Below are 26,412 nucleotides of genomic sequence, written 5' to 3' on the forward strand. Positions count from 1 at the left end.
AAATTTGAGTTTCATGAAAAATGTACTGATCTGTGCTTCCGCACTGGGAACAATGTTGGTTTCTGCGCAAAAAAAAGACACCATCAAATCCAATGATATTGAAGAAGTAGTTGTTAACGGAAGATATTATCAGAAGTACAAGCTGAATGAGGTTTCAGGTTCACTGAGAATTCAGACGCCTATTCTTGAGCTGCCACAAAATGTACAGTCTGTAAGTTCACAGGTTCTTGCTGATCAGATGACTCTAAATATGTCTGAAGGAATAGTCCGTAACGTAAGTGGGGCAAGAAAAGTAGAACACTGGGATAATGTATATTCCAATGTTTTCATGAGAGGAGCAGGTATTGCTACTTTCATGAACGGGATGAATGTTTCTTCTACTTGGGGACCCATCAATCCTGACGCATCTATCATAGACAGAATAGAGTTTGTAAAAGGTCCTGCCGGATTTATGGGATCTATGGGAGATCCTGCCGGATTTTATAATGTAGTAACTAAAAAACCTACAGGAAAGTTTGCCAACAGTGTGCGTTTCACAACGGGAAGCTATAATCTTTTCAGAGGAGAAGCTGATCTGGATGGAGTTCTTGTAAAAGACGGAGTTTTAGACTACCGTATCAATTTGATGGGAAGCTCTAATAAATCCTGGGTGGAAAATGACAAAACAAACAAATTCATTGTTGCCCCTTCCATTACTTTCAGACCTACAAAAACCACTACATTTACAGCTCAATACAACTATCAATACTTAAAATTCAATCAGCCTGGAGCTTATCTGATGTCTAACGACGGATACGCTTCACTGAATGTACATACCAATTTTAATGACCCGAACTTCAAGAAAACTGAAGTAAAAGACCAGAGTTTATTCTTAAGTTTAGACCAAAAGCTTTTCAAAGACTGGGTTTGGAGCACACAGTATGCTTATATGGATCTGAATTACGACGGAGGTTCTTGGTGGGGAACTTTTGATGCGAACAATAAGAATGTTTTCAACAGAACCTTAAGCAACTGGCAGGCAAAAGGAAAAAATCACATTTTCCAAACCTATGTAAGAGGTAAGCTTAACACAGGAAACATTGTACATAAAATAATTGCAGGATTCGATTATGGAGACAGAAAGTATAATGCAGACTTTTCATCTTTTGCCGGAGGTCCTTTCCCTATAAATATTTATAATGTAAATTATGGAGTAGATCCTTCAAAACTTCCTTCTTCTGACTTTTATACATTAAACACTTCTGCTCCGTTTTATAACGATCAGGGCGTAAAATATACTTCATATTATGCTCAGGATCAGATTGAAATGTTTAATAATAAATTGAGATTAACATTAGCAGGAAGGTATACCAGCGGTAAAACCTATTCTGCATACCCTAATCTGAGCCCTGGAACTCCTGTTGTACCAGATACAGCGGGTGAATTTACCCCAAGAGTTGGAGTGAGTTATTCTATTAATGAAAACTTTTCTGCTTACGGAATCTATGATAAGACTTTTGTACCACAATCCGGAACAGGAATTCATCAGACCCTGATTACAGATCCTTTCAGAGGTCAGAATATTGAATTTGGATTGAAGAAAGACTGGTTCGGTGGAAAATGGAACTCTACCTTCGCAGTATACGAAATCAGAAGACAAAATATTCTTGTAGCAGGAAACGTTAATGAAAACGGTGGAGTTGCTTTTCAGATTCCAACCGGAGAACAAAGAGCAAGAGGTTTTGAAACCGATATCAAAGGAGAAATCATCAAAGGATTGAACATCATTGTAAACTATGCCTACACTGATGCAAAAACCATCAAAGACACAGATCCTGCAAGAATTGGAGTTCAGTCTCCAGGAAATGCAAAAAATGTTCAGAATACCTGGATCAACTATAGATTCCAGAATGGTGTTTTAAATGGTTTCGGTATTTCTGCAGGATATCAATATCAGGGAGGAAGACAATCCTGGTATGGGGTAAGTGCCACAAAAGATCAGAGTCTTCCTGATTATTTTGATACCAACTTCGGCGTTTCTTATGTTGCTAAAAAATTCGATATTAACTTTATGTTGAACAATGTTCTTAACAGAAAGCTTTACAGCGGATATAGAGGTGATGGAGGAGAATATGCCTGGATCTACAATGCTCCGCGTAACTGGAGAGTATCAATAGGATATAAATTTTAAAAAATCAAAGGTTAGCCCCTCATGGGGTTAACTTTTTGCTATGAGAAAAAAGCATCATCATAAAAAGAAGGTTTCTTCCACAAAAAAATGGTCTGCAAAGTTTCATTTGTGGCTGGGTTTATCTGTTGGAATCATTGTATTTATAGTCTCTCTTTCAGGGACTTTATATGTTTTTAAGGATGAAATACAGAATAGCTTACGCAAAGAAGCCATTTACCTAAAAAAGGAGGATATCGGAAAAAAGCCATTGTCTATTAATCTGCTTCGTGAAAAAGTTACGCTGGAACTTAATGAAAAATATCCTGTAAGCGCTGTAGAAATTCCTTTGGATAAAAATAAATCCTACCAGTTTGAGTACTATGACAAAAGCAAAAAAGGATGGAATTATTTTCAGCAGGTACACATTAACAAACTGGTCTATGTAAATCAGTATACCGGGCAAATCCTGGCGGTTTATGATGAAAAGTATGATGTGTTCAATATTCTGAAATATATCCACTGGGGACTTCTGCTTAATTCAGAATGGGGACCGTATACTGTAGGAATCCCAACTGTTATTTTCGTCATTATGCTGATTACAGGAATCATTTTATGGTGGCCAAAAAACAAAAATGCAAGAAAAGGACGTTTTTGGTTCAACTGGGAAAATGTAAAAAACTGGAAGCGTAAAAATTATGATCTTCATAATCTTCTTGGATTCTATGCATCATTTATTGCATTGCTATTAAGTATTACAGGGCTTTATTTTGCTTATCCCTATGTAAAAAACACTTTTACTTTTGCATTATCAGGTTCGTGGGAACTTCCAAAGGAAAAAGAAAGAAAATCTCCGGACTCTCTGATAGCAAAGAATGAAGCTGTTTTTGATCTCGCTGCGGCACAAACTCAAAAGCTGTACGCAAAATCATCCAGCTTCAGAATTACTTTGAACGGAAAGAATAAAAAAGGAAAAGAACTGAAGAATCTTCCTGTAACGGTTTACGGAATGGATGGAAGATACAGTGACAGAAACATCCTGACATTCGACAAATACTCCGGAAAACTACTCGCCAATAAACCTCATCACAATCTCAATACTGCCGAGAAATATTCCAACGCCAATTACGACATCCATACCGGTTCCTACTTCGGAATCATTGGAAAGGTCATCTGGTTTATAGCCGGCCTCACATGTACATCGCTCCCTGTAACCGGATTTCTGGTCTGGTGGGGAAAAAGAAAGAAAAAAGGAAAGAAAATATAATGAAAAAAGTGCTTTTATCAGCTGCCTGCTTAGGAACTGCCACTGTTTTTGCTCAGGTAAAAGATAGTTTACAAACTAAAAATGTAGACGAGGTTGTCATGACTGCTTCCAGAAAAAAGGAAAGCATCAAAGAAGTTCCAAGCTCCGTAACGGTGGTAGGAGAGAAACAGATTCAGTCTCAGCTGACCGTTAACTCAGATATCACAAGCATCCTGCAGTATACCGTTCCCAGTTTAGGAACCAATTCGGGACAGACATCCAATACAGGACAGACCTTAAGAGGACGTCAGGTTCTGGTTTTGATTGATGGAATTCCACAGTCTACCCCACTTCGTAACGGAGCAAGAGATTTAAGAACCATTGACCCTTCAGCGATCGAAAGAATAGAGGTAATCAAAGGAGCTTCTTCCATTTATGGTAACGGAGCAGACGGAGGGATCATCAATTATATTACAAAAAGAAGCAAAACAGATAAAAAAATCTCCGGGATTTCACAGATCGGGCTTACAGGGCAGCCTTATGGAGGTACTTTAGGAGTAAGAGCCAGTCAGCTTTTATCCGGAAAGATCAACAAGTTTGATTATACCCTTTCATTAGCCTACGAAAGAACAGGATATACAAAAGACGGTGATGGTGTTTTGATAAGTCCTACGTATAGCATTGCGAAGATGGACAACTACAACGGACTGTTGAAAATAGGTTATGACGTCAACGAAAATCAGAGAATTGAGGCTTCTTACATTGGCTATTCATCAAGATCAGATCTGAATGTAGGATTAAAAACAGGAAAATACGGCATCAAGCCAACGATTGGTGAAGGAATTGGGAAAGGTTTGGAAACCACTCCTCAGGGAACTCCTAAAAACCACAACATAAGAGTAAGCTACGACAATAAGAACCTATTTGCAGGAACGTCTTTGAATATCAACCTTTACTATCAGGATTTTAAAACCGTTTACGGTTACAGCGACACCTTTTTCAACGGCGGGCAGTCGAATGTAATTTCAAAAAAAGCAGGAGCAAGATTCAATTTTGATACCCAGCTTTGGAATTCAGCGAACTCTCAGGCAGAAATCATCTACGGAGCCGATATTCTGAATGATGAAACCGTTCAAAAGCTGGAAGACGGACGTTTCTGGACTCCGAATATGAACATGACCAATATTGCACCTTTCGTACTGGCAAAAATAGATCTGTTTAAAAAGTTCACCATCAAAGGAGGACTTCGTTACGAAAACATCAAAGTAAATGTAGATGACTTCAATACCCTTTCTACCCTGAAAAGTGACGGAACTTTCACCAAAAGTATTCCTGTCGCGGGTGGAAAACTGAACTACAATGCATTGGTAGGAAATATTGGAATTCGTTACAATATTGAGCCTTATATCAACCTTTTCGGAAGCTTCTCTCAGGCCTACTCTATCAATGAGTTAGGAAGAATTTTAAGAACCTCAACTTCTGAAACGATCAAAAATCTGGAAACGAAACCCATCATCGTTAATAATTACGAATTGGGAGCAACAGGACAGCTTTCCAGCTGGCTGAATTATGAATTAACTTCTTATGTAAGCACATCGAAACTGGGAGCATCATTCGTACAAAGTCCAGACAGAGCATTGATGATTCAGAGATCTCCCGAGATTGTATACGGGGTAGAAGGATTTTTACACTTTAGCCCTACAAAATGGATTCAGTTTGGTGGAAGCTACAGCTGGATGGAAGGAATTACCTCTATAAAGGACGACGGTGATTATTCAACCAAGATCAACAACAGCAGAATTTCTGCGCCTAAAGTATTGGCTTATGTTCAGGCAAGACCTGTTCCAGCTCTATCCGTTGGTCTTGATATGCTTCACTCTTTCCAACAAAACAGATTTGAACCAAATGCCAAGACGGGATTGTATGCTTATGGTGAAGGATATGTACCTGAGTATACTGTTTTCAATTTCAAATCCAGTTATGAGGTTGACAACAACTGGAGAGTATCATTAGGTATTGAAAACATTTTCAACAAACTGTATCAGCCTGCTATTTCATGGTGGACTGCAAGAGACAGTGATTTTACCAATGCTCTTGGATTGAGAGGGACATTCATGATTGAATACAAATTTTAATTAATCTAAATAAAAAGTAAAGCATATCTTTGCTTTACTTTTTACTGTTATATGAAGAAAAAGCATCATCATAAAAAGAAACCGGGCTTTATCAAAAAATGGTCTGCCAAGCTGCATCTTTGGTTCGGGTTGGGAATAGGATTTCTGATCTTTATTATCTCTATTACCGGAGCATTATACGTATTTAAAGATGAAGTGGAAAATATCACCCGAAAAGACGTCATCTACCATCACGAGCAAAATATCGAGCAGAAACAGGTCCTTCCCATCAGAGTGATGGAAAAGGCTGTTGCGGAGCAGGTAAAAGAAAAGTATCCTATCCACTGGGTAAATGTTCCTATTGATAAAAAAATGTCCTATATGTTCTTCTGGTATGAACATAATACGGATGCCTGGAACTATTTTGATGAATTTCCTATCTACAAACAGGCCTATGTAAACCCATACACAGGGAAAGTACTGAGAGTCTATGATGAAAAAAACGGATTCTTCAATATTGTAAAAATGATCCACTGGAGCTATCTTTTGAAGCAGGACTGGGGAACTTACGTCGTGGGAATTCCTGTTATTATCTTTATCATTATGCTGATTTCCGGGATTATTCTCTGGTGGCCAAAAAATAAAGCAGCAAGAAAACAGCGATTTGCCTTCAAATGGAAAAATATCAAAGGCTGGAAACGAAAGAACTACGACCTCCATAATGTCTTAGGATTTTACGCGTCGATTTTTGCTTTAATCTTCTCAATTACAGGTCTTTTCTATGCTTTTTTTGTAGTACAGGCGATGATTTACGTGATATTTTCCGGTGGACAAACAAAGTATCCTGACTTCTCACATATTAAAACAAAGGCACCTATCGAATTAAGAACAGAAGGAACACTAGATAAAATCATCAATACAATACAGACAAAATATCCTGAATCTTATGGTTTCGCTATCGATTTAGGACATCCGCATATGGATGACCACGAACATCCCAACTTTGAGGTGTACGTAAAACATCTTTCTTATTCTTACCATAAAAGCAGCAGCTTAATCTTTGATGAGAACTCAGGGGAATTGCTGCACACTCATGATCCTAAGGACAAAAACTTTGGAGAAAAGGTTGTGAGCGCCAATTATGATATTCACGTAGGAGCTATTTTAGGACTTCCTACCAAGATCATTGCTTTTATTGTAAGTATCATTTGTGCCTCGCTTCCGGTTACCGGATTTATGATCTGGTGGGGAAGAAAAAAGAAAAAACCAATAAAAACAGCTTAAAGTATTAAATAAAACCTACTTAATAATCCATTAATACAATCTTTTTTATAATTTTAGCCCCTAGAATTTAATAATAGAAATGTCATTAATAGATTTATCAAAACAAGTTGCCCTTGGAGTTGACATCGGCGGAACCAATACTAAATTCGGAATCGTAAACCACCGTGGTGAAGTTCTGGATAAAGGAAATCTGAGAACTGATGCCTATGACAAAGTGGAAGATTTCATCGATGCTTTATATGAACATGTTCGTCCAATGATGGAAAAGTATGGTACTGAAGCTCACTTTGACGGAATCGGAGTAGGCGCACCAAACGCTAACTATTACAAAGGAACCATAGAACTTGCCCCTAATCTTCCATGGAAAGGTGTTATTCCTTTCGCTGAGCTGATGACGGCAAAATTTGGCCTTCCTTGTACAGTAACCAATGATGCGAATGCTGCGGCACTGGGAGAAATGCTTTTCGGAGCTGCAAGAGGAATGAAAGATTTCATCATGATTACGCTGGGAACAGGAGTAGGAAGTGGAATTATTGCCAACGGAAGCTTAATCTATGGACACGATGGGTTTGCCGGAGAATTGGGACATACAATTGTAAAGCCAGGTGGGAGAAAACACTGGAGCACAGGTTCTGAAGGAAGTCTGGAAGCCTATGCTTCTGCCACAGGAATTACCATTACAGCAAAGAAAATGAGAGCTGAGTTCCCGGAATCTATGCTGAACCAATATCCTGAAGACGAGATCAATTCTAAAACAGTATTTGAATGTGCAATGAAAGAAGATCCTATTGCAATTGAAGTTTTCAGATATACCGGACAGAAGCTGGGTGAAGCCTTAGCCAATTTTGTAATGTTCTCTTCACCTGAAGCGATTCTTCTTTTTGGAGGAGTTATCAAGGCAGGAGATTTTATTTTAAAGCCTGCAAAACTTCATATGGAAAGAAACCTTCTTCCAATTTTCAGAAATAAAGTGAAACTGGTATTCAGTGAACTTGACGAAGCCGATGCTGCTATTCTTGGAGCGAGTGCTTTAGTTTGGGAAAAATAACTGAACGCTATTGTAAATAATTCAGAGCATCCTTTTAGGGTGCTTTTCTTGTTTTTCCCAAAGATCGCACAGATTTTCACAGATGACTATTCTATATTTTCTTGTCACTATTTGTGAAGACATTGGTGTTATTTGTCTTTAAAATTAAATTAGCGCAATTAATATGCTTGGACAAAGCTCAGCATGACATCACTAATACCAGCTGCTTTAAAATGTTCCGGATATCCGCCATTCACATCTTGTAGTGAAAGTATTTCCCACAGATCACAGGTTTTCACAGATGATTATCCTGTATTTTCTTGTGGTGATTTGTGAAACATTGGTGTTATTTGTGTTTGAAAACCATTTGTCACATCTATCATTGTAATTTACGTTTCAGACATAAAATCGTGTTTAAATGAAAAAGTTTTTCCTATTTTTGATCAGCTTTTCCGGATAAAGGAAGAGATCATAAAACAATATAATTACCTACAATGGACAATAATAATTTAGAACAGATTACTTTCGGAGGCGGATGTTTCTGGTGCGTGGAGAGCTGTTTCAATATGCTTAAAGGGGTACAATCTGCTATTTCAGGATATTCAGGCGGACATAAAGACAATCCGACTTATCAGGAAGTCTGTACAGGAGAAACCGGACATGCGGAAGTGGTACAGATCACTTATGATCCTGCCATTATTTCTTATGAACAGCTGATGGATGTGTTTTTCTTCCTTCATGATCCTACTCAATTGAACAGACAGGGAAATGATATCGGAACCCAGTACCGTTCTGTTATTTACTATAAAGATGATGCAGAAAAAGCAAAAGCTGAAGAAGCCATCAAGGTATCTCAGGAATCAGGAAGATGGGCTGGTACCTATGTAACGGAATTAACGAAATTCGACAAATTCTGGCCTGCAGAACAATATCATCAGGGATATTATAACGAAAATCCGACACAGCCGTATTGCAGCGCTGTAGTGGGACCAAAAATCCAGAAGTTCAAAAAGCATTTCGGGGAATTGGGAATGCTGAATGCAGAGTAAAGTCTTACATTTTTAAGTTTTGGCTAAAGCCGGATCTGATGATATGAATTTAGTTAACGGACTAAAGTCCGCTCCTACTGATATTTAATATTATTCCAGAAAATGGAATCCTGATATTTAAAAGCTAGTATAAAATACATAAGCGAAGAGAAAATCTCTTCGCTTTTTTGTTACCATAAAATGGGTAAGGATTTGTTTTAGTTGGGTTTAAAATTATTGTGAAGGAAATTTATTTTTCAATCAGGAAAGGTTCTGAATTTTTCCCGGCGTATTTTGTGATCATATGGCTCGTTGCATTTTTTAAACTTTTGCCATTATCTGGATTTATTCCATCCATTGTAAAAAACTCTACCACATTATCATATTTTGTGTACCAAGAACTCCCCAATCCATTTTCTACCGTTAAAGTATCTGGTCTGGTAATTTTCCTAAAATACTTCAACTTGACAGTATCAACGGGTATTAACTTGTGTTTGGGATTTTTATCATCGCAGGATGTTAGCTTGTATTCTTCCCCATCCCAGTACATACATTGATTTTCTTTGACTTCATTTCGTCCATAAGAAAAACCTGCAAATAAAATCAGAATGAGAGCTCCTATTCCCATTCCATTTTTTGCCATATGTGGAATATTAAAAACAGGCGTATTCGTAATGTTTATAATTATTTTAGAAAGTCTTTCTGACAAAGAATCTTCATCATTTCCAATTTTCATTTCTATCTGAGTCTCTCCATGATCTCTCCTAATTGTATAATTCTCAGAAAAATCTTTAAAATTATCATACCCCACATACCAACTTAATTGATCTAAAGTTAGATCGTCAATAGAATAGTCTCGGTTTTCATGTACCAATCTATTGTAGTATCGTACAAAAGTTCTTCCATCTTTAGAATAACCAAATTTCTCTTCTAGTTTCTGACTTAAAAAATCAAATACAGTACTATAAACATCTGTTTCAAGTTTAAGTTCTTTTTTTGCGGTTTCATATGCTGCTTTTATGAGCAATTTTCTTTTCTCAAACATACAATTTCGATAATGGATTAATTTGCTGTCCAAATTAGACACATTTTAGACAATACAATTGCGGTTTTCCGTAATACACAGCATTTTACATGGCTTTATCTGTCCACTCACTGTCTCACATAAGACAACATACTATCGGATATTTGTAAAAGAAATCAGGGACAATTACAAACATTAAAAATAAAATCTAAAAAACTCTGATTTCAAAAATCACCAGATAAAACGGAGGAAAACTCCGGATTGGGAAGCAGATGTTTCTCCTCCGTTTTTGAAGGTTCACTTCCCTAAAAAATTAAGAAGCGCTTCGAAATTTTAATTGTGTACAGCCTGAGATAAATACATCTCAGGAGGAAGAAAAACAGTCAAAAAACTTCTAAAATTTTACGGAAATGATCGAGATTATATTGATGCTAATCGGTTTAGCATTCTCAAACAATAATGCTAATATTACAACTGCAAATGATAATAACCCAACTACTGAAACAGTTCAGCCTCAAAGTGGAGCTACAGATCCTGTAGGAGGAACAGGGGAGAGCGATACAGGAGGAGAAACAGGAACAACCCTTCCTCCTAAAAAATAGAAATTTTAACCACTCTTTAGAGTGGTTTTTTTTATTTTAGTAAAATGATACGAAATTTATTATTTTTCCTTTTTTCATTCTGTCTCGTTGCTTCATGCAAGGATACACTGGAAACGAATAATGACATATTAAAAGCTGATAAATTATACGAAGAAGGTGTTAGACTTCTTGAAAAAGATGATGTTAAGGCCTATTTAAAGCTCCAAGAAGCTATAAGTTATTATAGTAAAAAAAATGATTTTTCTAATATTTCTAAAAGTTTAATTGTACAAGCAAATGCTCAAAAAAACAGAGGTGATTTTTTAGGTGCGGAATCAACATTGGTAGAAGCACTAAAAATGATGAAGGAAAATGATGAAAGCCTTTATGCATTATATGATACTATGGCTAATTTAAAGTTAAATCAAAATCAATATCCTCAGGCAATTGAATGGTATGATAAAGCGCTCTCTGTTAAAATTGAATCTGAACAAAACCGGCTAAGTATATTAAATAATAAATCTGTAGCAGTATATAAATCAGGGAAATATAAACAAGCATTGAACATTTTACAAAAGCTTAACTTATCAAGCCTTTCAGATTTAAATTTAAAAAATAGAATTAAAGATAATATTGAATATATAAAATGGCTAGACAACAATAATACAGATGCTCAAACTAACATAGAAAATATTCTAAAACTTAAGTTAGAAAATAATGACCTTTGGGGAGCTAATTCAAGCTATGCTCATTTAGCAGAAATTAATAAGAAATCAAATCCAGAGAAATCACTTTATTATGCTAAAAAAATGCTTGATATTGCTCAAATAAACAAAAGCCCTGAAGATAGACTTGAAGCTCTTGAAAAAATAATTTATGTAGATAAGCCAGCAGATATAAATAATCACTTCCGAATATATAAAAATCTATCCGACAGCATACAGGCCAGTCGTAATGATTACACTAATAAATTTGCTTTTATAAAGTATGAAAATACAAAAGTAAAAGCTGAAAAGGCTGAAAAAGAAATTCAATTATTATGGCAATACATTCTTTCGGGATTACTTATTGGCCTACTAATTATTATTATTATTTTATATAAAAAAAGACAGAAAAAGCTTGAACAAGAAAAAGAAATCGAGGTAAAAAACACCCAGCTTAAGATGTCTAAAAAAGTGCACGATGTGGTTGCCAATGGTATTTACCAGGTGATGACAAAAATTGAAAACCAGGAAGATTTTGACCGGGATAAAGCGCTTGATGAACTGGAATTTGTGTATGAAAAATCAAGAGATATTTCCTACGATAAAATTGGAGAAGAAAAAGAGTTCAGCAAAGTCATCTCAGAGCTTATTGCTTCTTTTAATAATGATACCGTAAAAACCTTTACCGCAGGAAACAGTCCTGCGATCTGGGAGTCCGTTTCTCCCACAGTAAAAGAGGAGGTTTACCAAATGGTCCGTGAGCTGATGGTGAATATGAAAAAACACAGCCGGGCCAGTCATGTTGCGGTTAAATTTGAAAAAATAAACAATGTCGTTGAAATTCAGTACAAAGACAATGGAATAGGAATTCCGGGGGATCTTGTTTATAAAAACGGCTTACGTAATGCGGCATCCCGTATTAAAACAATCAACGGAACCCTTACTTTTGAAACAAAAATTGAAAAGGGGCTGAAGGTCAATCTTTCATTCCCTGTTTCCTAATTATGCAGCCATGTTCAAAAAAGTTTTAATCGTTGAGGATCAGGAAATAATGAACCAAGGAATCCTGAATACAATAAAAGAGTTAAACATTCCTGATTTTGATTATGTAACCTATTGTGATGAAGCGTTAAGCAGGATCAGAACAGCTTTGGAAAGAAAAAATCCATATGATCTGCTTATTGCTGATTTGTCTTTTGCACAAGACCATATTCCTCAGAAACTTCATTCCGGACAGGAGCTTATTCTTGAAGCAAAAAAAGTTCAACCGGCTTTAAAAGTAGTGGTATTTTCTGTTGAAAAAAAAGCAAAAACAATTGACGATCTTTATAAAATCTATCAGATTAATGGATTTGTAAGTAAGGCAAGGCGTGACGGACAAGATCTGAAAAGCACAATACGGAAAATCTTTAACGGAGAAACCGTAATTCCCCAGGAAATTCTGAATACAATGCGTCATATTTCTTCTGAGTTTGATGCGTATGATATCAAATTGCTTGAGCTGTTAGCTAAAGGCTATAAGCAAAGTGAAATAAGCACTTCTCTGAAACAGCACAGAATGATCCCATATGGCATCAGGTCTATCGAAAGGAGGCTGAACGAACTCAGGGACAGTCTTGGCGCAAAAAATAACATTGAAATGATCGTCATCTGCAAAGATATCGGTCTCATCTGATCAGGTCTGCTGAAATATCATTTTTTTGTCCCTTTTACGTGAAACCGTAATGACTAAAAATTAAATGAATATACTTTTGGGGTCTTAACCCATTTTTTAATTAAACCGTATAACCATGTTCAAAAAAATTTTAATTGCCGAAGATCATGAAAGCATCAATATTTCTGTTCAGAAAACTCTTGAGGAGCTGAATATTCCTACAGTAGATTATGTATATTACTGTGATGATGCTATAGGAAAAATTCAGAAAGCATTACGGGAAGAATATCCTTATGACCTGTTGATTACAGATCTGTATTATGAAGATGATCATCATGAGCAAAACCTTAAAGACGGAAAAGAACTCATCAGAAAAGCAAAAGAGATACAGCCTGACTTGAAAATCATTGTATTTTCGGCAGAACATAAAACGGGTGTAATAGAAAATCTTTTTTCAGATTATGAAATCAACGGATATATCCGTAAAGCCAGAAACGATTCAAAAGAACTGAAAAAGGCCATTGCATCTGTATATATCGGCGAAAACTATTTATCTTTTGATCTGAAGCAGGATATGAAAAAGTTCAACAGCTATGAGTTTTCTACATTTGACATTACTCTCGTCTCCCTCCTTTCTAAAGGAATCTTACAAAAAAACATTCCCGCCCACCTCGAAGAAAGAAATATTAAACCCTCCAGCCTGAGCAGTGTCGAAAAAAGATTAAACAGTCTGAAAGAAGACCTTGAAATAAACAGCAATGAGCAGCTGGTAGCCTTCTGTAAGGACATCGGGATTATATAATACACAATTCATTTTACATATAGCCTTTCAAATTTTTTGAAAGGTTTTTTTATTTTTTGCCCGTTTTACGGAAACCCGTAACGAACCAAAATTTAATGCTCATATTTTTGGACTGTTAAACCAATAAAAATTTTTACAATGGAAAGAAAACCATTAGGAACAAAAGCGAAGACAGGAGAAAATTGTCCTGAATCTGGAGTTTGGAAAGTCGTTGGAAATCCTTCTACAACAGCTCCAATTTCAAAAGGAAATAGAATGCCTCCTTATGATGGTAAATCTGTTACTTGGGAATTAATTCAGTACGCTTAACAAGTCATTATTTCCAGTGATTATTACCAAAAATGATCACTGGATTATCTAATAATAAAATTAATCATGGGAAAATTCGTAATCACACAAAGAGTCAACAAAGAGTATCAGTTTAATCTGAAAGCCGGAAACGGTGAAATCATTCTAACCAGTGAAGGGTATGTTCAGAAAGTATCCTGTCAAAAAGGCATCGAATCTGTAAAAGTCAATTCTCAGGATCTTGCAAGGTACGACAGAAGACTTGCAAAAAATGGAAAAGACTATTTCGTTCTAAAAGCAAGAAACGGTGAAATTATAGGGAACAGCCAGATGTATAGTACAAAATCCGGAATGGAAAATGGTATTGCTTCTGTAAAATCAAATGCCCCGACAGCTGAAATCATTGACGAAACTTTAAAAAACTAAACACTATGGATCTTAAAATTAAACTGGAGCAATTGCAGCAGAAAGTTATGGGACTTAAAGACCAGATCGGAACTGAAGAAGCCACAAAAAATGCCTTCGTAATGCCTTTTATACAAATACTGGGATATGATATTTTTAATCCCACAGAAGTGGTTCCGGAGCATGTCTGTGATATCGGAACAAAAAAAGGAGAAAAGGTAGATTATGTGATCAAAAATAATGATGAGCCCATCTTCATTATTGAATGTAAGCATTGGAAAGAAAGCGCCGATGCTCACAATTCACAGCTTCACAGGTATTATCATGTTTCCAAAACAAGATTCGGAGTTTTGACCAATGGAATTGTGTACAACTTTTATACAGATCTGGAAAAGCCCAATATTATGGATGAAAAACCGTTTTTCACCATCAATATTGAAGATTTAAAAGACAGTTCCATCAAAATTCTAGAAAGTTTCACCAAAAAAGATTATAATCTGGAAAGTATACTTGATTCTGCAGAAGCATTAAAGTATATCAAAGCCATCAGAAAGGAATTCGAAAAGGAAATTGAAAATCCATCTGATGAATTGGTAAAACTTCTGGTGAACCGTTTCTTTGAAAAGCCTTTAACAGCCAACAGAATGATTTCTTTTAAAGAGTATGCTAAAAAAGCATTAACTACTTCTATTAATGAATCGATCAGCTTCCGGCTAAAGTCCGCATTGAGCATTAATGAACAGATAGAGAAAAAAGAAGACGATATAAAATCATCACAATCTATTGATCAAAATAATGATTCTAAAATCGTAACTACTGCAGAAGAACTGGAAGGCTTCCAAATTGTAAAAGCTATTCTGAGAGAGAAAATTCCTTCTTCGAGAATTGCCTATCGGGATACTTTATCCTATTTCGGGATTTTATTGGATGACAATAACAGAAAACCACTTTGCAGATTACACTTCAATACAACAAATAAATATCTGGAAACTTTCCACAACGGAAAAGAAGCAGGAGAAAAGATTTTATTGAATACCCTTGATGAAATCTATAATTACAGAAATCAGCTTCATCTGACGCTGGAAAACTATGGATAAAAATTAATAGCCATGAAAACTTTTATAATTATTCTGAAAGCTTTACGGTGGATTTTGGGTGTTTCATTTCTTCTTATTTCGTTAGGTCTTTTAATAGAACAGAGTTTTGAGGCATCAATTGTAATGCTGATATTGGGTATATTTTTAATCCCGCCAACAGGTAATTTTATTACTAATAAAATAAGAATGATCAATCTTGATGGAACTCATAAAATCTTACAAACCATAGACTATTCTGATCTTCATACTATTTTACCCGTCTATCAACAAAATGTATTAAACCACAAAAAAGTATTAACTGAAAAACAAAAATTAAGGTTTGGGAGAAAAATTTATTATAATACCCTTTGTAATGCTATTTCAGATTTTAATCTCACCCAAAGCAAAATTCTTAAACTGAACGAGATTAAAGTGTATTTCAACTTATCTGATCAGCAAGTACTGTTAGAAAAAAATAGGATCTCAGAAAAAACGGTAAAAAATCTGGTTCAGAAATGTTATGAAGATCGTGTACTGACTGATTTAGAAGAACAGCAAATTACAAACATGGCTAACTTTCTTCAATTTCCGTTAAATAAAGCAGGAGAGATCAAAAATAAAATCGCTTTTTCATTATTCAATAGAATACTTGAAGAAAAGATATCTGATAACCGCCTTTCTCCAATAAAAGAAACAGAGCTGAAACAGGCGACAAGAAATCTGAAAATTGACCATCAGAGCATTAAAGTATATCTTTCTGACCGAAAAATTAAAAGTTTACAGCAAGCCAAGTTATTATGGAATCTTGACCATGGTATTTTTCCAGTTATTTACAATCCTTCCATAACGTTAGCAAGAGATGAACAATGCTATTTAAACGTTAATGCAACTCTTATTGAAAACAAGCTTGTTCATGCAGGATATTCACGCACAAGTACCGGTGTTTCCTTCAGAGTTATGAAAGGAGTAAATGCCAGAATTGGCGGCGGAAGATACCGTCCCGTAAAAGAAAATATAAGGGAGACTCATCCTGGAACTCTATATCTTACCAACTCAAGAATTATTTTCAATGCCGGAGGGAAAAGCTTCCAAATTCCTTTCTATAAATTGATTTCCCACAACGCAAGAGGAGGAAATCTTGAATTGGTAATCCAAAATAAAAGCTATTCACTGCGTGTAAATTATAAAGAAACTGAAATATTCACACTTGCATTATCAAGTTCTCTCCGACAGTACAAAAACGCCAATGATTATCTAAAAATACAGGCGATGAGAGAAATCTCTATGAATGAAAATTTCATCTGAAGATAAAATCAATTAACTATTAATATTCTAGACATGAAAAAACTAATCTCGTTCATCATACTTACCTTCAGTATATTTATTTTAAATTCCTGTTTTAAAGCCAATGACAATGTAGGACATGGTGGAAGATGTACAGGTTCTTCCTATTGTACAGCCTGTTCAAATTGCTCAAGATGCGGGCACTGCAGTGGTGGTGGAACGTGCGGCGTTTGTGGAGGAGGTTCTTCTGGAAGAAGCTCATCATCGGGTAATTCCAGTAAAAAAAGTAAGTCTGGAAAATACAAACCTTCTGATTCTTATAAATCCACCAAAGCAAAATCAAGTAAGCCCCCAAAGGTATATATTGACAAAGTTAATGTCAATATTAATTCCAATAATAGAAATATTGCAGAAATTAAAACCATAAATATTTTTGAAAAGCCCACATCTAAATCCAGAATAATAGCGATAGTCCCTAAAGATACTAAACTGATAAAGTTGTCAACAGAAGGATCTTGGTACAAAGTAAAGGTTAAATCAAGAGGAAAAGAAGGTTATGTTTTTAATAACGATCTAAAATAATCAAAAAAATGAAACCATTTCTCACCTTCTGTGCGTTATGCTGTTTCGCTGGTATTTTCAAACTTCCTATAGAATATTATACTTTCCTTAGAATTATTATTTCCATTGGAGCTTTATTGGTTTTATACAATACGCTGAGCTCTAAACAACATTATTTCAGTATACTATTTCTAATCATTCTCATTCTTTTCAATCCCGTTTTCCCGATTTATCTGTATCGGAAAAACATTTGGATCCCAATTGATATTATAACGGGAATTTTATTTCTGCTAATCAATTTCATAGAAAGAAAAGAACAAAAAAAAGAAAAAGAAGAAGAAATTACCGAAAAAACCTCAGAGCACTTACCTCCCATACACCAAAGAACTGTTTCCAGAGACAGAATTATTAATCCTAAAAAATAAGACATAACCATCATGGAAAACAATCAAATAACAGAAAGCCTCAAAGCTCACTTTCTAAGACTCTATCAAATGGCAATCTGTGATGACGATTTCAGTGCATTAGAACTGAAAATGCTTTATAAATGTGCAGAAGAAAGAGGAATTTCATCAAAAAATTTAGACGACATACTCTTAAACCCTATCAATTTAAAGTCATTGATACCCAAAACGATCGAAGAAAAAGTTGATTATCTGTATGACCTCACCGTCATGATCTGGGCCGACGGAGTTGTTTCTCCGAATGAATATTCTGCCATGCAAAAATATGTTCTGATGTTTGGATTTCTGCAAGAAAATACAACAGCTATTGTAGATTACCTCATTGAAGCCATAAAAATTGGCAAGAATAAAAGCGAAATTTTATATGAATTAAAAAACTAACACATCATGGATACCACCAGCATAAAAAATTTATTCAAACTCAAATCCGTTCCGATAGAACCAACACCGGAACCGTTTCCTCAAAACAATAACAATCCGGACAATGAATCTCTGGAAGAAACCCGGAAAAGGACCTATCATGAAGCAGGATACAGAGACAGTTCGCGAACCAATGGAAACCACTCTACCCTATCCATTTGTCTGGATGCCGTTTATTCAAAATTTCAGAATGAAGAAAAAGAAATGGTTGAAAAGCAGAAAAACCTGAAAGAATCCTATGTAAACGAACAGAAAAACCGGGAAACTGAAATCAAAGCTTTATTCGTTTCACAGGAGACCAAAGAGGAACAATTAAAAAACAAGAACACAGAAATTGAGAATCATCAGCATACCATTGAAACATTAAAAGCTGAGATCCTTGATCTTCCCAGGAACCCGGAAAAATATAATGTAAAAGCTACAAGAGGTGCATCTGCAAAATTCTGGATCGGCCTGATTCTTTTGATTCCTATTACTCTATATTTAACAACATTTTATATATCAACATCATATTCAGCTTTCTTTAAAAGCTTCGATGCTAAAAGTACTATAATTCAAAGTGTTTTAGATGCTCAAGCTTTCAGTAAGGCATGGAACGAAGGAGTTATTGAAGGTGCTTTTGTTACCCTTATTCCGTTTGTATTTCTTGGATTAGGTTATTTAATTCATATGTTCTGGGAGAATAAAACGAGAGCCAACTATATCAAGCTTGGATTATTATTTATTGTAACATTTATTTTTGATTGCATTTTAGCCTACGAAATTGAATCAAAATTATATGAATTAAATAGAACCTTTAATTCTCCATCTTTTGATCTTAAGATAGCTTTTACCAAAATTCAGTTTTGGGGAATTATTTTTGCCGGATTTATTGTTTACATTATTTGGGGGCTGGTTTTTGATTTTGTAATGAAAGAACATCGTGAAAAGGATAAGATTAAAAACGAACAGGAAATCAGACAGAAAAAAGTCGAATTCTTTCAGGAAAAGATTAATGTTTTGAAAAAAGAAATTGAAGAAATCCTTGCCAGTATCGGAACGATAAAAGAAACTGTTATCAAGACACGAGGAAGAATCGAAGAGCTTCAGAATATTATCGACGGAGTCATCATTCCAACCAAAGATTACAAACTGTATGCTTCGGAATATGTTCAGGGCTGGATCACTTTTATCGGTGAAAAAATAGCCGTTTCAAGAACGGAAAAACAAACAATGATTGACGACTGTATTGTCACCTACAATACCAATTTAGAAACCGTAGGTGCTAATTCCGACAATCAGAATTTAGTGTACTTATCATCTTTATAACTGAAAATTATGAAAAAGATATTCTATTTATTATTCATTATTTCTTTGGCTTCTTGCTGTAAAGGTAAAGATGACAGAACAGAGATAGAAAAGAAAGATACTATTGTTGTTGATTCAAACAATATCAATCTCAGTATCCTGATTGATCTTTCAGACAGAATTGATCCTGCAACCAACCCTAATCCTACAATGCAATATTTTCAACGGGATACAGAGTATATTAAAGCCATTGAAAAAGGATTTTTAAATCATGTTAAATCAAAAAAGATCATCACTTATGACGATCAGATGCAAGTTTTCTTTAATCCTGAGCCTTCAGACCCAAAAATAAATGATTTCACAAAAGAGTTGAAAATTTCTTTTAATAAAGATATTCCAAAGAGCTATTTTGATTCTGTTGATAAAAAATACTCAGAATTACCTATAAACATTTATCAGTCAGCTATAAAAGACGGCAAATATGTCGGTTCGGATATCTGGGAATTCTTTAAAAACAAAGTTAATGATTATTGTATCAAACAAGATAAAAGAAACATTCTGTTCATTCTGACAGATGGTTATATGTATCATCAAAATACCAAGTTTGAAGAAAAAAAAGAAAATTCATACAAAACTTCCTATTTAACAACCAAACTTATAAAAGCTAACAACCTAACAACATCTGGTTTTAAAGATGCTATTGAAAAAAACGGCTATGGATTTGTAAAAGCAAATGAAAACCTGAGTAATCTCGAAGTCATTGTTTTGGGAATCAATCCAGAAAAAGGAAATCCTTTCGAAGAAGCTGTTATTAAAGAATATTGGGAAAATTGGTTTAAAGAAATGAAAATTAAAAACTATCAAATCAAATCTGCTGATCTTCCTTCCAATTTGGAGCCTATTATTTTAAAAGCAATCGCAGGAAAATAAAAACACACTCAATATATTTAATTAAAAAGCGAAGAATACATTTCCTCGCTTTTCTATTTTCTTATCATTTCCGTATGCGGAATATCATCTTCCAGATATTTTTTCCCCGTATCTACAAATCCGAACCCGCTGTAAAATTTTAAAAGATAATCCTGTGCGGATATTTTGATTTCAGTAGTGTGAAAACGGTTTTCTATAGTTTCTACGGCATATTGTATCAACTGCTTACCCAGACTTTTACCTCTCACCAGCTCTGTGGTCAGAACCCTTCCGATAGAAGTTTCATCATATTTTATCCCTTTATCAAAAATCCGGCAGTAGGCCAGTACCTGTCCCTCTTCTTCAGCCCAGATATGAACGGCTTTCTGGTCATAATTATCCAGATCAGGATAAGGACAATTTTGCTCGATAACGAAAACATCAATACGAGCTTTCAGTACTGCATATAATTCCGGAACAGTAAACTCCTCAAATGTTTTGATTTTCCAGATCATATTACTCATCAAAACTTATATTATTATTAGTTAAAAACTCATTGGTCTTTTGGATAAAGTCAAGAATTTTATCTCCTCCTTCTTTCTTTTCTGCTGAGGTGATATACAATTCGGGAAGATCTTCCCACGTTTTATGAAGTTCAGCTTTATAGTCTTCAACATTTTTGATAACAGCATTCGGTTTCAGTTTATCTGCCTTTGTGAAGACAATGGAAAACGGTATTCCACTTTCACCACACCACTGGATAAATTCCAGATCGATTTTCTGCGGAGTATGCCTTACATCTACCAATACAAAAAGATTGACCAGATTTCTTCTGTTCAGAATATAATTGGTGATCAGCTTTTCAAAATCCTTTCGCTGGACTTTTGAAACCTTGGCATAGCCATATCCTGGTAAATCGGTAAGGTACCAGTTCTCATTCACCAAAAAATGATTGATCAGCTGGGTTTTCCCCGGGGTCTGCGATGTTTTAGCCAGATCTTTATGATTCATCATGGCATTGATCAGTGATGATTTTCCTACGTTCGACCTTCCAATAAAAGCATATTCGGGAATATTTGGTTCAGGGCATTCCTGCCATTTTCCACTACTCTTTACAAACTCTGCTGTCTTGATAATCATTTTTGAATGTATTTTAGAAAAATAAACCATTAAGAAAAGCTCTTAATGGTCATTTATATGTTTTAAACTTTATCTTTTATCCAGTTATACAGGATTTCATTGAATTCATCTGGTTTTTCCATCATGGCTGCATGGCCGCATTTATCAATCCAGAATAAGTCCGAATTAGGAATAAACTTGTGCATATCTTCGGCTACTTCGGGTGGAGTAACATTATCCTGTTTACCCCAGATCAGACAGGTAGGCGTCACAATCTTGGGAAGATCATTCAGCATATTGTGTTTGATGGCACTTCTTGCCAGCATTACTGTTTTTATTCCTTTCATTCTGTCATTGACAACTGCAAAAACTTCATCCACAAGATCTTCTGTTGCTACCTTTGGATCATAGAAAACTTCCTCCGTTTTCTTCCTGATATAAGATCGGTCATTTTTTCTCGGAAAACTGTCTCCGAAAGTTCTTTCATAAAGCCCGGAACTTCCGGTAAGAACAAGATTCTTTACTAGATCAGGTCTTGCTAAAGTCAATATAAGTCCTACATGACCTCCCATTGAGTTTCCTACAATAGAGACCGGCCCCTCAATATGACTTTCTATAAACTTGATAATATATTTTGCAATCGTGGTAAGATTCGTATTGAGTACCGGCAGATCATAGATCGGCAGCTGAGGAACATATACTTTAAAGCCTCTATCCGAAAAAAAATCTACCATTTTATCGAAATTACTCAAACCACCCATTAACCCGTGCAACAGCACTAATGGATGTCCTTCTCCCGCTTCTACATAGGAATATTTCTTTTCTTTTTTTGTACTAAATATCATAAAACGCCTTAATAAAGCCCTGCAAAAATACAAATTAAACCTCAAAAAAATTTTGATTATCCTAATTTAAGATAAAAATAATATAATATTCTCCTTTTTAACTTTTTTTTTCAAACGCGCTTTATTATGGCCTAAATAGCACTTTTAACAAGTCTCTTCATATCAGCATTTTACATTATTGAAATTCAATCTTTAATAAAACTTATTAACATTGAGTCAAAAAGTGGGAAAAAGTGGGAAATTTTGGAAATTATTATATAAATTTGTCCCAAATGAAAAATTTCATTGGGACATATGAGTGTAAAATTGACGACAAAGGCCGCTTAAAAGTTCCTTCATCTTTAATCAAACAGATGGAAAACTTCGACGATAAGGCATTTGTAGTCAAAAGATCTGTGTTCCAACCTTGTCTGGAAGTTTATCCTATGAATGCATGGGACAAACTGATGGGTAAAATTAATAAACTGAACAGGTTCATAAAAAAGAATGCTGATTTCATACGAATGTTTACGGCAGGAGTAAAAACAGTAGAATTGGATAATGCAGGAAGATTACAGATCTCCAAAGACCTGACGGTTTTCGCAAATCTTCAAAAGGATATTGTGATTACCAGTGCAGGAGAACTCTTCGAAATCTGGGATAAAGATGCCTATGAAAAGGTAATCTCCACTAACGAAGCTGATTTTGCAAGCCTTGCCGAAGATGTGATGGGCTCTTTCGATGAAGAATAACTGTTGTAGGTTATTAATTGATTATATAGTAAATAAAAAACACAATTAAGCATGTATCATAACCCCGTTTTGTTGAAGCAGAGTGTTGATGATTTGGTAACGAATCCTGACGGAATATATGTGGACTGCACCTTTGGAGGCGGAGGCCATTCGAGAGAAATCTTGAGCAGACTTTCCGACAAAGGGAGATTGTTCAGTTTTGATCAGGACCTGGATGCACTTAAAAATACAATTGATGATGCCAGGTTTACATTAGTGAATCAGAATTTCAGATTTCTGGAAAACTCATTGCTGATGTATGGAGTTTCACAGGTGGATGGTGTTTTGGCAGACTTAGGCGTGTCTTCTCACCAGTTTGATGAAGCAGACAGAGGTTTCTCTACAAGAAGCAATGCTCCTTTGGATATGAGAATGAATGTAATGCAGAATCTGGATGCCAAAAGAGTGATTAATGAATATGAAGAAAGTGAACTTGCAGATCTTTTCTATCACTATGGAGAATTAAGAGAAGCAAGAAAGCTGGCGAGAGAAATTGTTCATCACAGAAAAACTAAAAGTATAGATACGACGGAAGATCTGAAAAAATTGTTCAGCTATATTCCGCCTCACAAGGTGAATAAATTCTATGCTCAGCTTTTTCAGGCGATAAGAATTGAAGTCAACCAGGAACTTGAAGTGTTGAAAGAAATGCTGGTTCAGGCTTATAATGTTTTAAAACCGGAAGGAAGATTAGTCGTTATTTCCTATCACTCTTTAGAAGACCGCTTGGTAAAAAGATTCCTGAAAAACGGAATGTTCGAAGGAGAGCCGGAAAGAGATATCTACGGAAATTATAAAAAGGCATTCGAATTGATAAAGAGTAAAGCGATCATTCCTGACGATCAGGAAATCGAAGAAAACTCAAGAGCAAGAAGTGCCAAGATGAGAACAGGAATAAAAGTATAAAATGTGAATGAGTGAATCTTCAATAGTGAATCATTTAGCAAAATAAAATTGACTATTGACACGAAGTAAATTCACTGCAAAGCAAATTGACATCATAAATTGGCAAAAAGAACAACAAATCGTCCCCAGAAAAGACTCACTTTTATAGACATTATAAAAGGAAACTTTCTGAATCGTGATGAGATCAAAATACATTACAAGTATTTTCTTCTCTTGTTCGTTCTGATGATGGCCATGATTTATACTAACCATCTCGTCAATAAAAAAATAAAAATTGTAAACGCCTTAAAGGAAGAAACAGAAGAATACAAATCACGAAACGCTTACGCCCAGAGTAAGCTGATCAAAGTAAAAATGGAATCAGAACTGGGGAAAGAGGTTGCCCGGGATTCATTGATGACCCTGGAAAACCACCCTCACAAATTGCTAATAAAACTGGATAGTACAGATGCAAAAGCAAAATGAATACGACAATAAACGTAAGAAAACGTTACGATGGGGCTACCTCTTTGCAGTGGTAGCTTTGTGCGTGTTTGTCATGTTCTTGGCAAGGATTGTCATCCTTCAAAATACCAATGTCCAGGAAATAAAAGATGATTACATTAATAAAAACTATCGTGAGGCCACTTTAAAAGCTGCCCGAGGTAATTTGTTTGCTTCCGATGGTTCTATTCTCGCTACAACAGTGATGAGATATGACATCTATCTTGATTTCAAAACAATGAAAGATACGGTGTACTCCAACAATATCGGAGCGCTAACTGATTCCTTGAGCAAAATGTTCGGAAAACCAAGAAGTGAATTCAGACAGAAGTTTGACGAGCAGAAGAAAAAGAAAAACCAGTACTATACTTTGGTAAAAGGGCTGGATTTCGATCAATACGATAGAATCCGAAAGTTTCCAATCTTCAAAAGAGGAAAAAATAAAGGAGGATTTATTGTTGACAGAAACTATAAAAGAGAATTGGCCACTTCAGAAATCGGAGCCGGAACCATCGGTATGGACAACGGTGAGCTTAAATCCGGACTGGAAGGTGCTTTCTCAAAATATTTAACCGGAACAGACGGTAAAAGGCTGGAGCAAAGAATCAATTCTTCCCAATGGAAACCGATCGACTTCTGGAAAGTTCAGGAACCGGTAGACGGAGAAGATGTTTATACGACTTTAGACCTTAGAATTCAGGACATTGCGCACTCCGCACTTGAGAAGCAACTGATTAATTTCGAAGCCAAGCACGGAACCGTGATTGTGATGGAAGTGGAAACCGGAAAAGTACGTGCTCTTGTTAATTTAAGAAGAACAGAAGAAGGAGAATACGAAGACTCTTACAACTACGCGCTGAAAGATAATATCGAGCCCGGATCTACTTTTAAAACCATTTCGCTTCTGGCAGCAATGGACGATGGATTTATCGATGAAAACACAACAGTAAACGTAGGAAACGGAGTTTGGGTCTATGCAAAACAGAGAATCTCTGACGGCCACGGAGGAGGAACATACGATATCAGTGATGTATTGGCGAAGTCCAGTAACGTAGGAACAGCCAAACTGATCACAAAGTATTATGCTGAAAAGCCTCAGATATTCCTTGACCACCTTAAACGTTGGAAATTATTTGATAAAATGGACATCGAGCTTCCGGGAATCACAAAACCGAAGATCGTGACACCACAAAATAAAAGATGGAATGCCGCAACACTGGCTTCCATTTCTTACGGATACTCTTCCAACATCAACCTGCTGCAGCTGACAACCTTCTACAACGGAGTTGCCAATGGAGGAAAAATGCTTAAGCCTTTATTCATTGATAAAATCATGAAAGACGGAAAAGTGATGTACAGCGCAAAACCTGAAGTAATGGTAAACAAAATGGCTTCGGAGAAAGCTATTAAAATGATGACCAGTGCATTAACCAAAGCAGTAGAAAAGGGAACCGGACGAAGCATCTTTACTCCCAACCTGAAAATGGCAGGAAAAACAGGTACCGCAAGATTCGAATACTGGCTGCCTGGCCCAATGAAATATCGTGCATCGTTTGCAGGATTCTATCCAGCTGATGCTCCAAAATATACTTGCTATGTCATGATCAGTGAACCTAATACCGCAAAAGGATTTTATGGAGGTTCCGTTTCAGCGCCGGTGTTTAAGGAAATTGCAGGAAAAACATTCCTGAAAACGCCTCAGAATATTGAAAAAGAAATGCTTGTAGACAAAAAGGTAAACCTTAGCAAAATGGTGGAGCCTAATGTCAAAGTAGCGGTCAATGATAAACAAATGCCTAATGTGGTAGGATTAATTGGGAAAAATGTAATCCCGCAGCTGGAAAACTTAGGCTACCGTGTCGATTATAAAGGAGTAGGAAGAATTAAAGAACAATTCCCTCTGGAAGGCACCACGATAAGTAAGAACCAGAGAATTTATTTGTCTCTGCAGAATTAAAAAACAAGGATTTAAAACAGAATAAGGC

27 protein-coding genes are annotated in these 26,412 nt (G+C 35.7%); 23 read left to right on the forward strand and 4 right to left on the reverse strand.

Going from position 1 to position 26,412, the window contains the following annotated elements; translation table 11 throughout:
- The first annotated feature begins 13 nt into the window (after positions 1 to 13).
- The 6 genes from PZ898_RS14320 to msrA all read left to right on the forward strand — a co-directional run bounded on the left by PZ898_RS14320 (position 14) and on the right by msrA (position 8,866).
- Positions 14 to 2,170 carry a TonB-dependent siderophore receptor gene (locus tag PZ898_RS14320; protein WP_277693608.1) on the forward strand — a complete coding sequence of 719 codons (2,157 nt, stop codon included), beginning with the start codon at positions 14 to 16 and terminating at the stop codon, positions 2,168 to 2,170.
- A 40-nt stretch (positions 2,171 to 2,210) separates the two neighbouring features.
- The gene (locus tag PZ898_RS14325) at positions 2,211 to 3,413 is read left to right on the forward strand and encodes a PepSY-associated TM helix domain-containing protein (RefSeq protein ID WP_277693609.1); all 1,203 of its coding nucleotides are present in this window, start codon (positions 2,211 to 2,213) and stop codon (positions 3,411 to 3,413) included.
- Complete coding sequence (locus PZ898_RS14330) at positions 3,413 to 5,527, forward strand: TonB-dependent receptor (protein ID WP_277693610.1); 2,115 nt, start codon at positions 3,413 to 3,415, stop codon at positions 5,525 to 5,527. The genes PZ898_RS14325 and PZ898_RS14330 overlap by 1 nt, the downstream gene beginning before the upstream one ends.
- A 51-nt stretch (positions 5,528 to 5,578) precedes the next feature.
- Positions 5,579 to 6,790 (forward strand): PepSY-associated TM helix domain-containing protein, encoded by a 1,212-nt coding sequence (locus tag PZ898_RS14335; protein ID WP_277693611.1) that lies wholly within the window; start codon positions 5,579 to 5,581, stop codon positions 6,788 to 6,790.
- A 79-nt stretch (positions 6,791 to 6,869) separates the two neighbouring features.
- A complete protein-coding gene (locus tag PZ898_RS14340; RefSeq protein ID WP_062672618.1) occupies positions 6,870 to 7,838 on the forward strand; it encodes an ROK family protein in 969 nt (322 codons plus the stop codon).
- A gap of 473 nt (positions 7,839 to 8,311) precedes the next feature.
- Positions 8,312 to 8,866: a peptide-methionine (S)-S-oxide reductase MsrA gene (gene msrA / locus PZ898_RS14345; RefSeq protein ID WP_216443657.1), complete on the forward strand. Its 555-nt coding sequence runs from the start codon at positions 8,312 to 8,314 to the stop codon at positions 8,864 to 8,866.
- A gap of 229 nt (positions 8,867 to 9,095) precedes the next feature.
- On the opposite strand, the gene PZ898_RS14350 is transcribed toward msrA, so the two are convergent.
- Positions 9,096 to 9,923 (reverse strand): hypothetical protein, encoded by an 828-nt coding sequence (locus tag PZ898_RS14350; RefSeq protein ID WP_216443656.1) that lies wholly within the window; start codon positions 9,921 to 9,923, stop codon positions 9,096 to 9,098.
- Between the two features lie 356 nt (positions 9,924 to 10,279).
- Here PZ898_RS14350 and PZ898_RS14355 point away from each other — a divergent pair, with 356 nt between their 5' ends.
- The 13 genes from PZ898_RS14355 (at position 10,280) to PZ898_RS14415 (ending at position 20,325) form a co-directional block, all read left to right on the forward strand.
- Positions 10,280 to 10,471, forward strand: a complete 192-nt coding sequence (locus tag PZ898_RS14355; protein ID WP_216443655.1) for a hypothetical protein — start codon at positions 10,280 to 10,282, stop codon at positions 10,469 to 10,471.
- Positions 10,472 to 10,515: 44 nt separating this feature from the next.
- Positions 10,516 to 12,156, forward strand: a complete 1,641-nt coding sequence (locus PZ898_RS14360) for a tetratricopeptide repeat-containing sensor histidine kinase (RefSeq protein WP_216443654.1) — start codon at positions 10,516 to 10,518, stop codon at positions 12,154 to 12,156.
- A 10-nt stretch (positions 12,157 to 12,166) separates the two neighbouring features.
- Entirely contained in the window at positions 12,167 to 12,829 is a 663-nt protein-coding gene (locus tag PZ898_RS14365; RefSeq protein WP_216443653.1) for a DUF5932 domain-containing protein, read from the forward strand.
- A 115-nt stretch (positions 12,830 to 12,944) separates the two neighbouring features.
- A complete protein-coding gene (locus tag PZ898_RS14370; RefSeq protein ID WP_216443652.1) occupies positions 12,945 to 13,610 on the forward strand; it encodes a response regulator in 666 nt (221 codons plus the stop codon).
- Positions 13,611 to 13,748: 138 nt separating this feature from the next.
- Positions 13,749 to 13,919 carry a hypothetical protein gene (locus tag PZ898_RS14375; protein ID WP_216443651.1) on the forward strand — a complete coding sequence of 57 codons (171 nt, stop codon included), beginning with the start codon at positions 13,749 to 13,751 and terminating at the stop codon, positions 13,917 to 13,919.
- 66 nt (positions 13,920 to 13,985) lie between these two features.
- A complete protein-coding gene (locus tag PZ898_RS14380) occupies positions 13,986 to 14,324 on the forward strand; it encodes a YegP family protein (protein ID WP_216443650.1) in 339 nt (112 codons plus the stop codon).
- Between the two features lie 5 nt (positions 14,325 to 14,329).
- On the forward strand, positions 14,330 to 15,400 hold the full coding sequence (locus PZ898_RS14385; RefSeq protein ID WP_216443649.1) for a type I restriction endonuclease: 1,071 nt from the start codon (positions 14,330 to 14,332) through the stop codon (positions 15,398 to 15,400).
- A gap of 12 nt (positions 15,401 to 15,412) precedes the next feature.
- Positions 15,413 to 16,684 (forward strand): hypothetical protein, encoded by a 1,272-nt coding sequence (locus PZ898_RS14390; RefSeq protein WP_216443648.1) that lies wholly within the window; start codon positions 15,413 to 15,415, stop codon positions 16,682 to 16,684.
- A 33-nt stretch (positions 16,685 to 16,717) separates the two neighbouring features.
- Positions 16,718 to 17,245, forward strand: coding sequence for an SH3 domain-containing protein (locus PZ898_RS14395; RefSeq protein WP_216443647.1), 528 nt, complete (start codon positions 16,718 to 16,720; stop codon positions 17,243 to 17,245).
- 8 nt (positions 17,246 to 17,253) lie between these two features.
- Positions 17,254 to 17,649 carry a DUF6804 family protein gene (locus tag PZ898_RS14400; RefSeq protein WP_216443646.1) on the forward strand — a complete coding sequence of 132 codons (396 nt, stop codon included), beginning with the start codon at positions 17,254 to 17,256 and terminating at the stop codon, positions 17,647 to 17,649.
- 12 nt (positions 17,650 to 17,661) lie between these two features.
- A complete protein-coding gene (locus PZ898_RS14405) occupies positions 17,662 to 18,069 on the forward strand; it encodes a hypothetical protein (RefSeq protein ID WP_216443645.1) in 408 nt (135 codons plus the stop codon).
- 6 nt (positions 18,070 to 18,075) lie between these two features.
- On the forward strand, positions 18,076 to 19,416 hold the full coding sequence (locus PZ898_RS14410) for a beta-carotene 15,15'-monooxygenase (protein ID WP_216443644.1): 1,341 nt from the start codon (positions 18,076 to 18,078) through the stop codon (positions 19,414 to 19,416).
- Between the two features lie 9 nt (positions 19,417 to 19,425).
- The gene (locus PZ898_RS14415; protein WP_216443643.1) at positions 19,426 to 20,325 is read left to right on the forward strand and encodes a hypothetical protein; all 900 of its coding nucleotides are present in this window, start codon (positions 19,426 to 19,428) and stop codon (positions 20,323 to 20,325) included.
- A 53-nt stretch (positions 20,326 to 20,378) separates the two neighbouring features.
- Here the strand turns inward: PZ898_RS14415 and PZ898_RS14420 are convergent, their stop codons facing one another.
- From PZ898_RS14420 to PZ898_RS14430, 3 genes are all read right to left on the reverse strand, one after another.
- Complete coding sequence (locus PZ898_RS14420; protein WP_216443642.1) at positions 20,379 to 20,828, reverse strand: GNAT family N-acetyltransferase; 450 nt, start codon at positions 20,826 to 20,828, stop codon at positions 20,379 to 20,381.
- The gene (gene yihA / locus PZ898_RS14425) at positions 20,821 to 21,444 is read right to left on the reverse strand and encodes a ribosome biogenesis GTP-binding protein YihA/YsxC (RefSeq protein WP_202842310.1); all 624 of its coding nucleotides are present in this window, start codon (positions 21,442 to 21,444) and stop codon (positions 20,821 to 20,823) included. Before yihA ends, PZ898_RS14420 begins: the two co-directional genes overlap by 8 nt.
- A 62-nt stretch (positions 21,445 to 21,506) precedes the next feature.
- Positions 21,507 to 22,268, reverse strand: coding sequence for an alpha/beta hydrolase (locus PZ898_RS14430; protein ID WP_062672630.1), 762 nt, complete (start codon positions 22,266 to 22,268; stop codon positions 21,507 to 21,509).
- Between the two features lie 272 nt (positions 22,269 to 22,540).
- Between PZ898_RS14430 and mraZ the strand changes: the two genes are divergently transcribed.
- The 4 genes from mraZ (at position 22,541) to PZ898_RS14450 (ending at position 26,384) form a co-directional block, all read left to right on the forward strand.
- Positions 22,541 to 22,999, forward strand: a complete 459-nt coding sequence (gene mraZ / locus PZ898_RS14435; protein ID WP_062672632.1) for a division/cell wall cluster transcriptional repressor MraZ — start codon at positions 22,541 to 22,543, stop codon at positions 22,997 to 22,999.
- A gap of 51 nt (positions 23,000 to 23,050) precedes the next feature.
- Entirely contained in the window at positions 23,051 to 23,944 is an 894-nt protein-coding gene (gene rsmH / locus PZ898_RS14440) for a 16S rRNA (cytosine(1402)-N(4))-methyltransferase RsmH (RefSeq protein WP_062672634.1), read from the forward strand.
- Positions 23,945 to 24,043: 99 nt separating this feature from the next.
- The gene (locus PZ898_RS14445) at positions 24,044 to 24,409 is read left to right on the forward strand and encodes an FtsL-like putative cell division protein (protein ID WP_002981890.1); all 366 of its coding nucleotides are present in this window, start codon (positions 24,044 to 24,046) and stop codon (positions 24,407 to 24,409) included.
- Positions 24,393 to 26,384, forward strand: a complete 1,992-nt coding sequence (locus PZ898_RS14450; protein WP_062672635.1) for a penicillin-binding transpeptidase domain-containing protein — start codon at positions 24,393 to 24,395, stop codon at positions 26,382 to 26,384. The genes PZ898_RS14445 and PZ898_RS14450 overlap by 17 nt, the downstream gene beginning before the upstream one ends.
- Positions 26,385 to 26,412 lie beyond the last annotated feature (28 nt).

The organism is Chryseobacterium sp. WX (genome assembly GCF_029542485.1).
Lineage (GTDB): Bacteria > Bacteroidota > Bacteroidia > Flavobacteriales > Weeksellaceae > Chryseobacterium > Chryseobacterium cucumeris.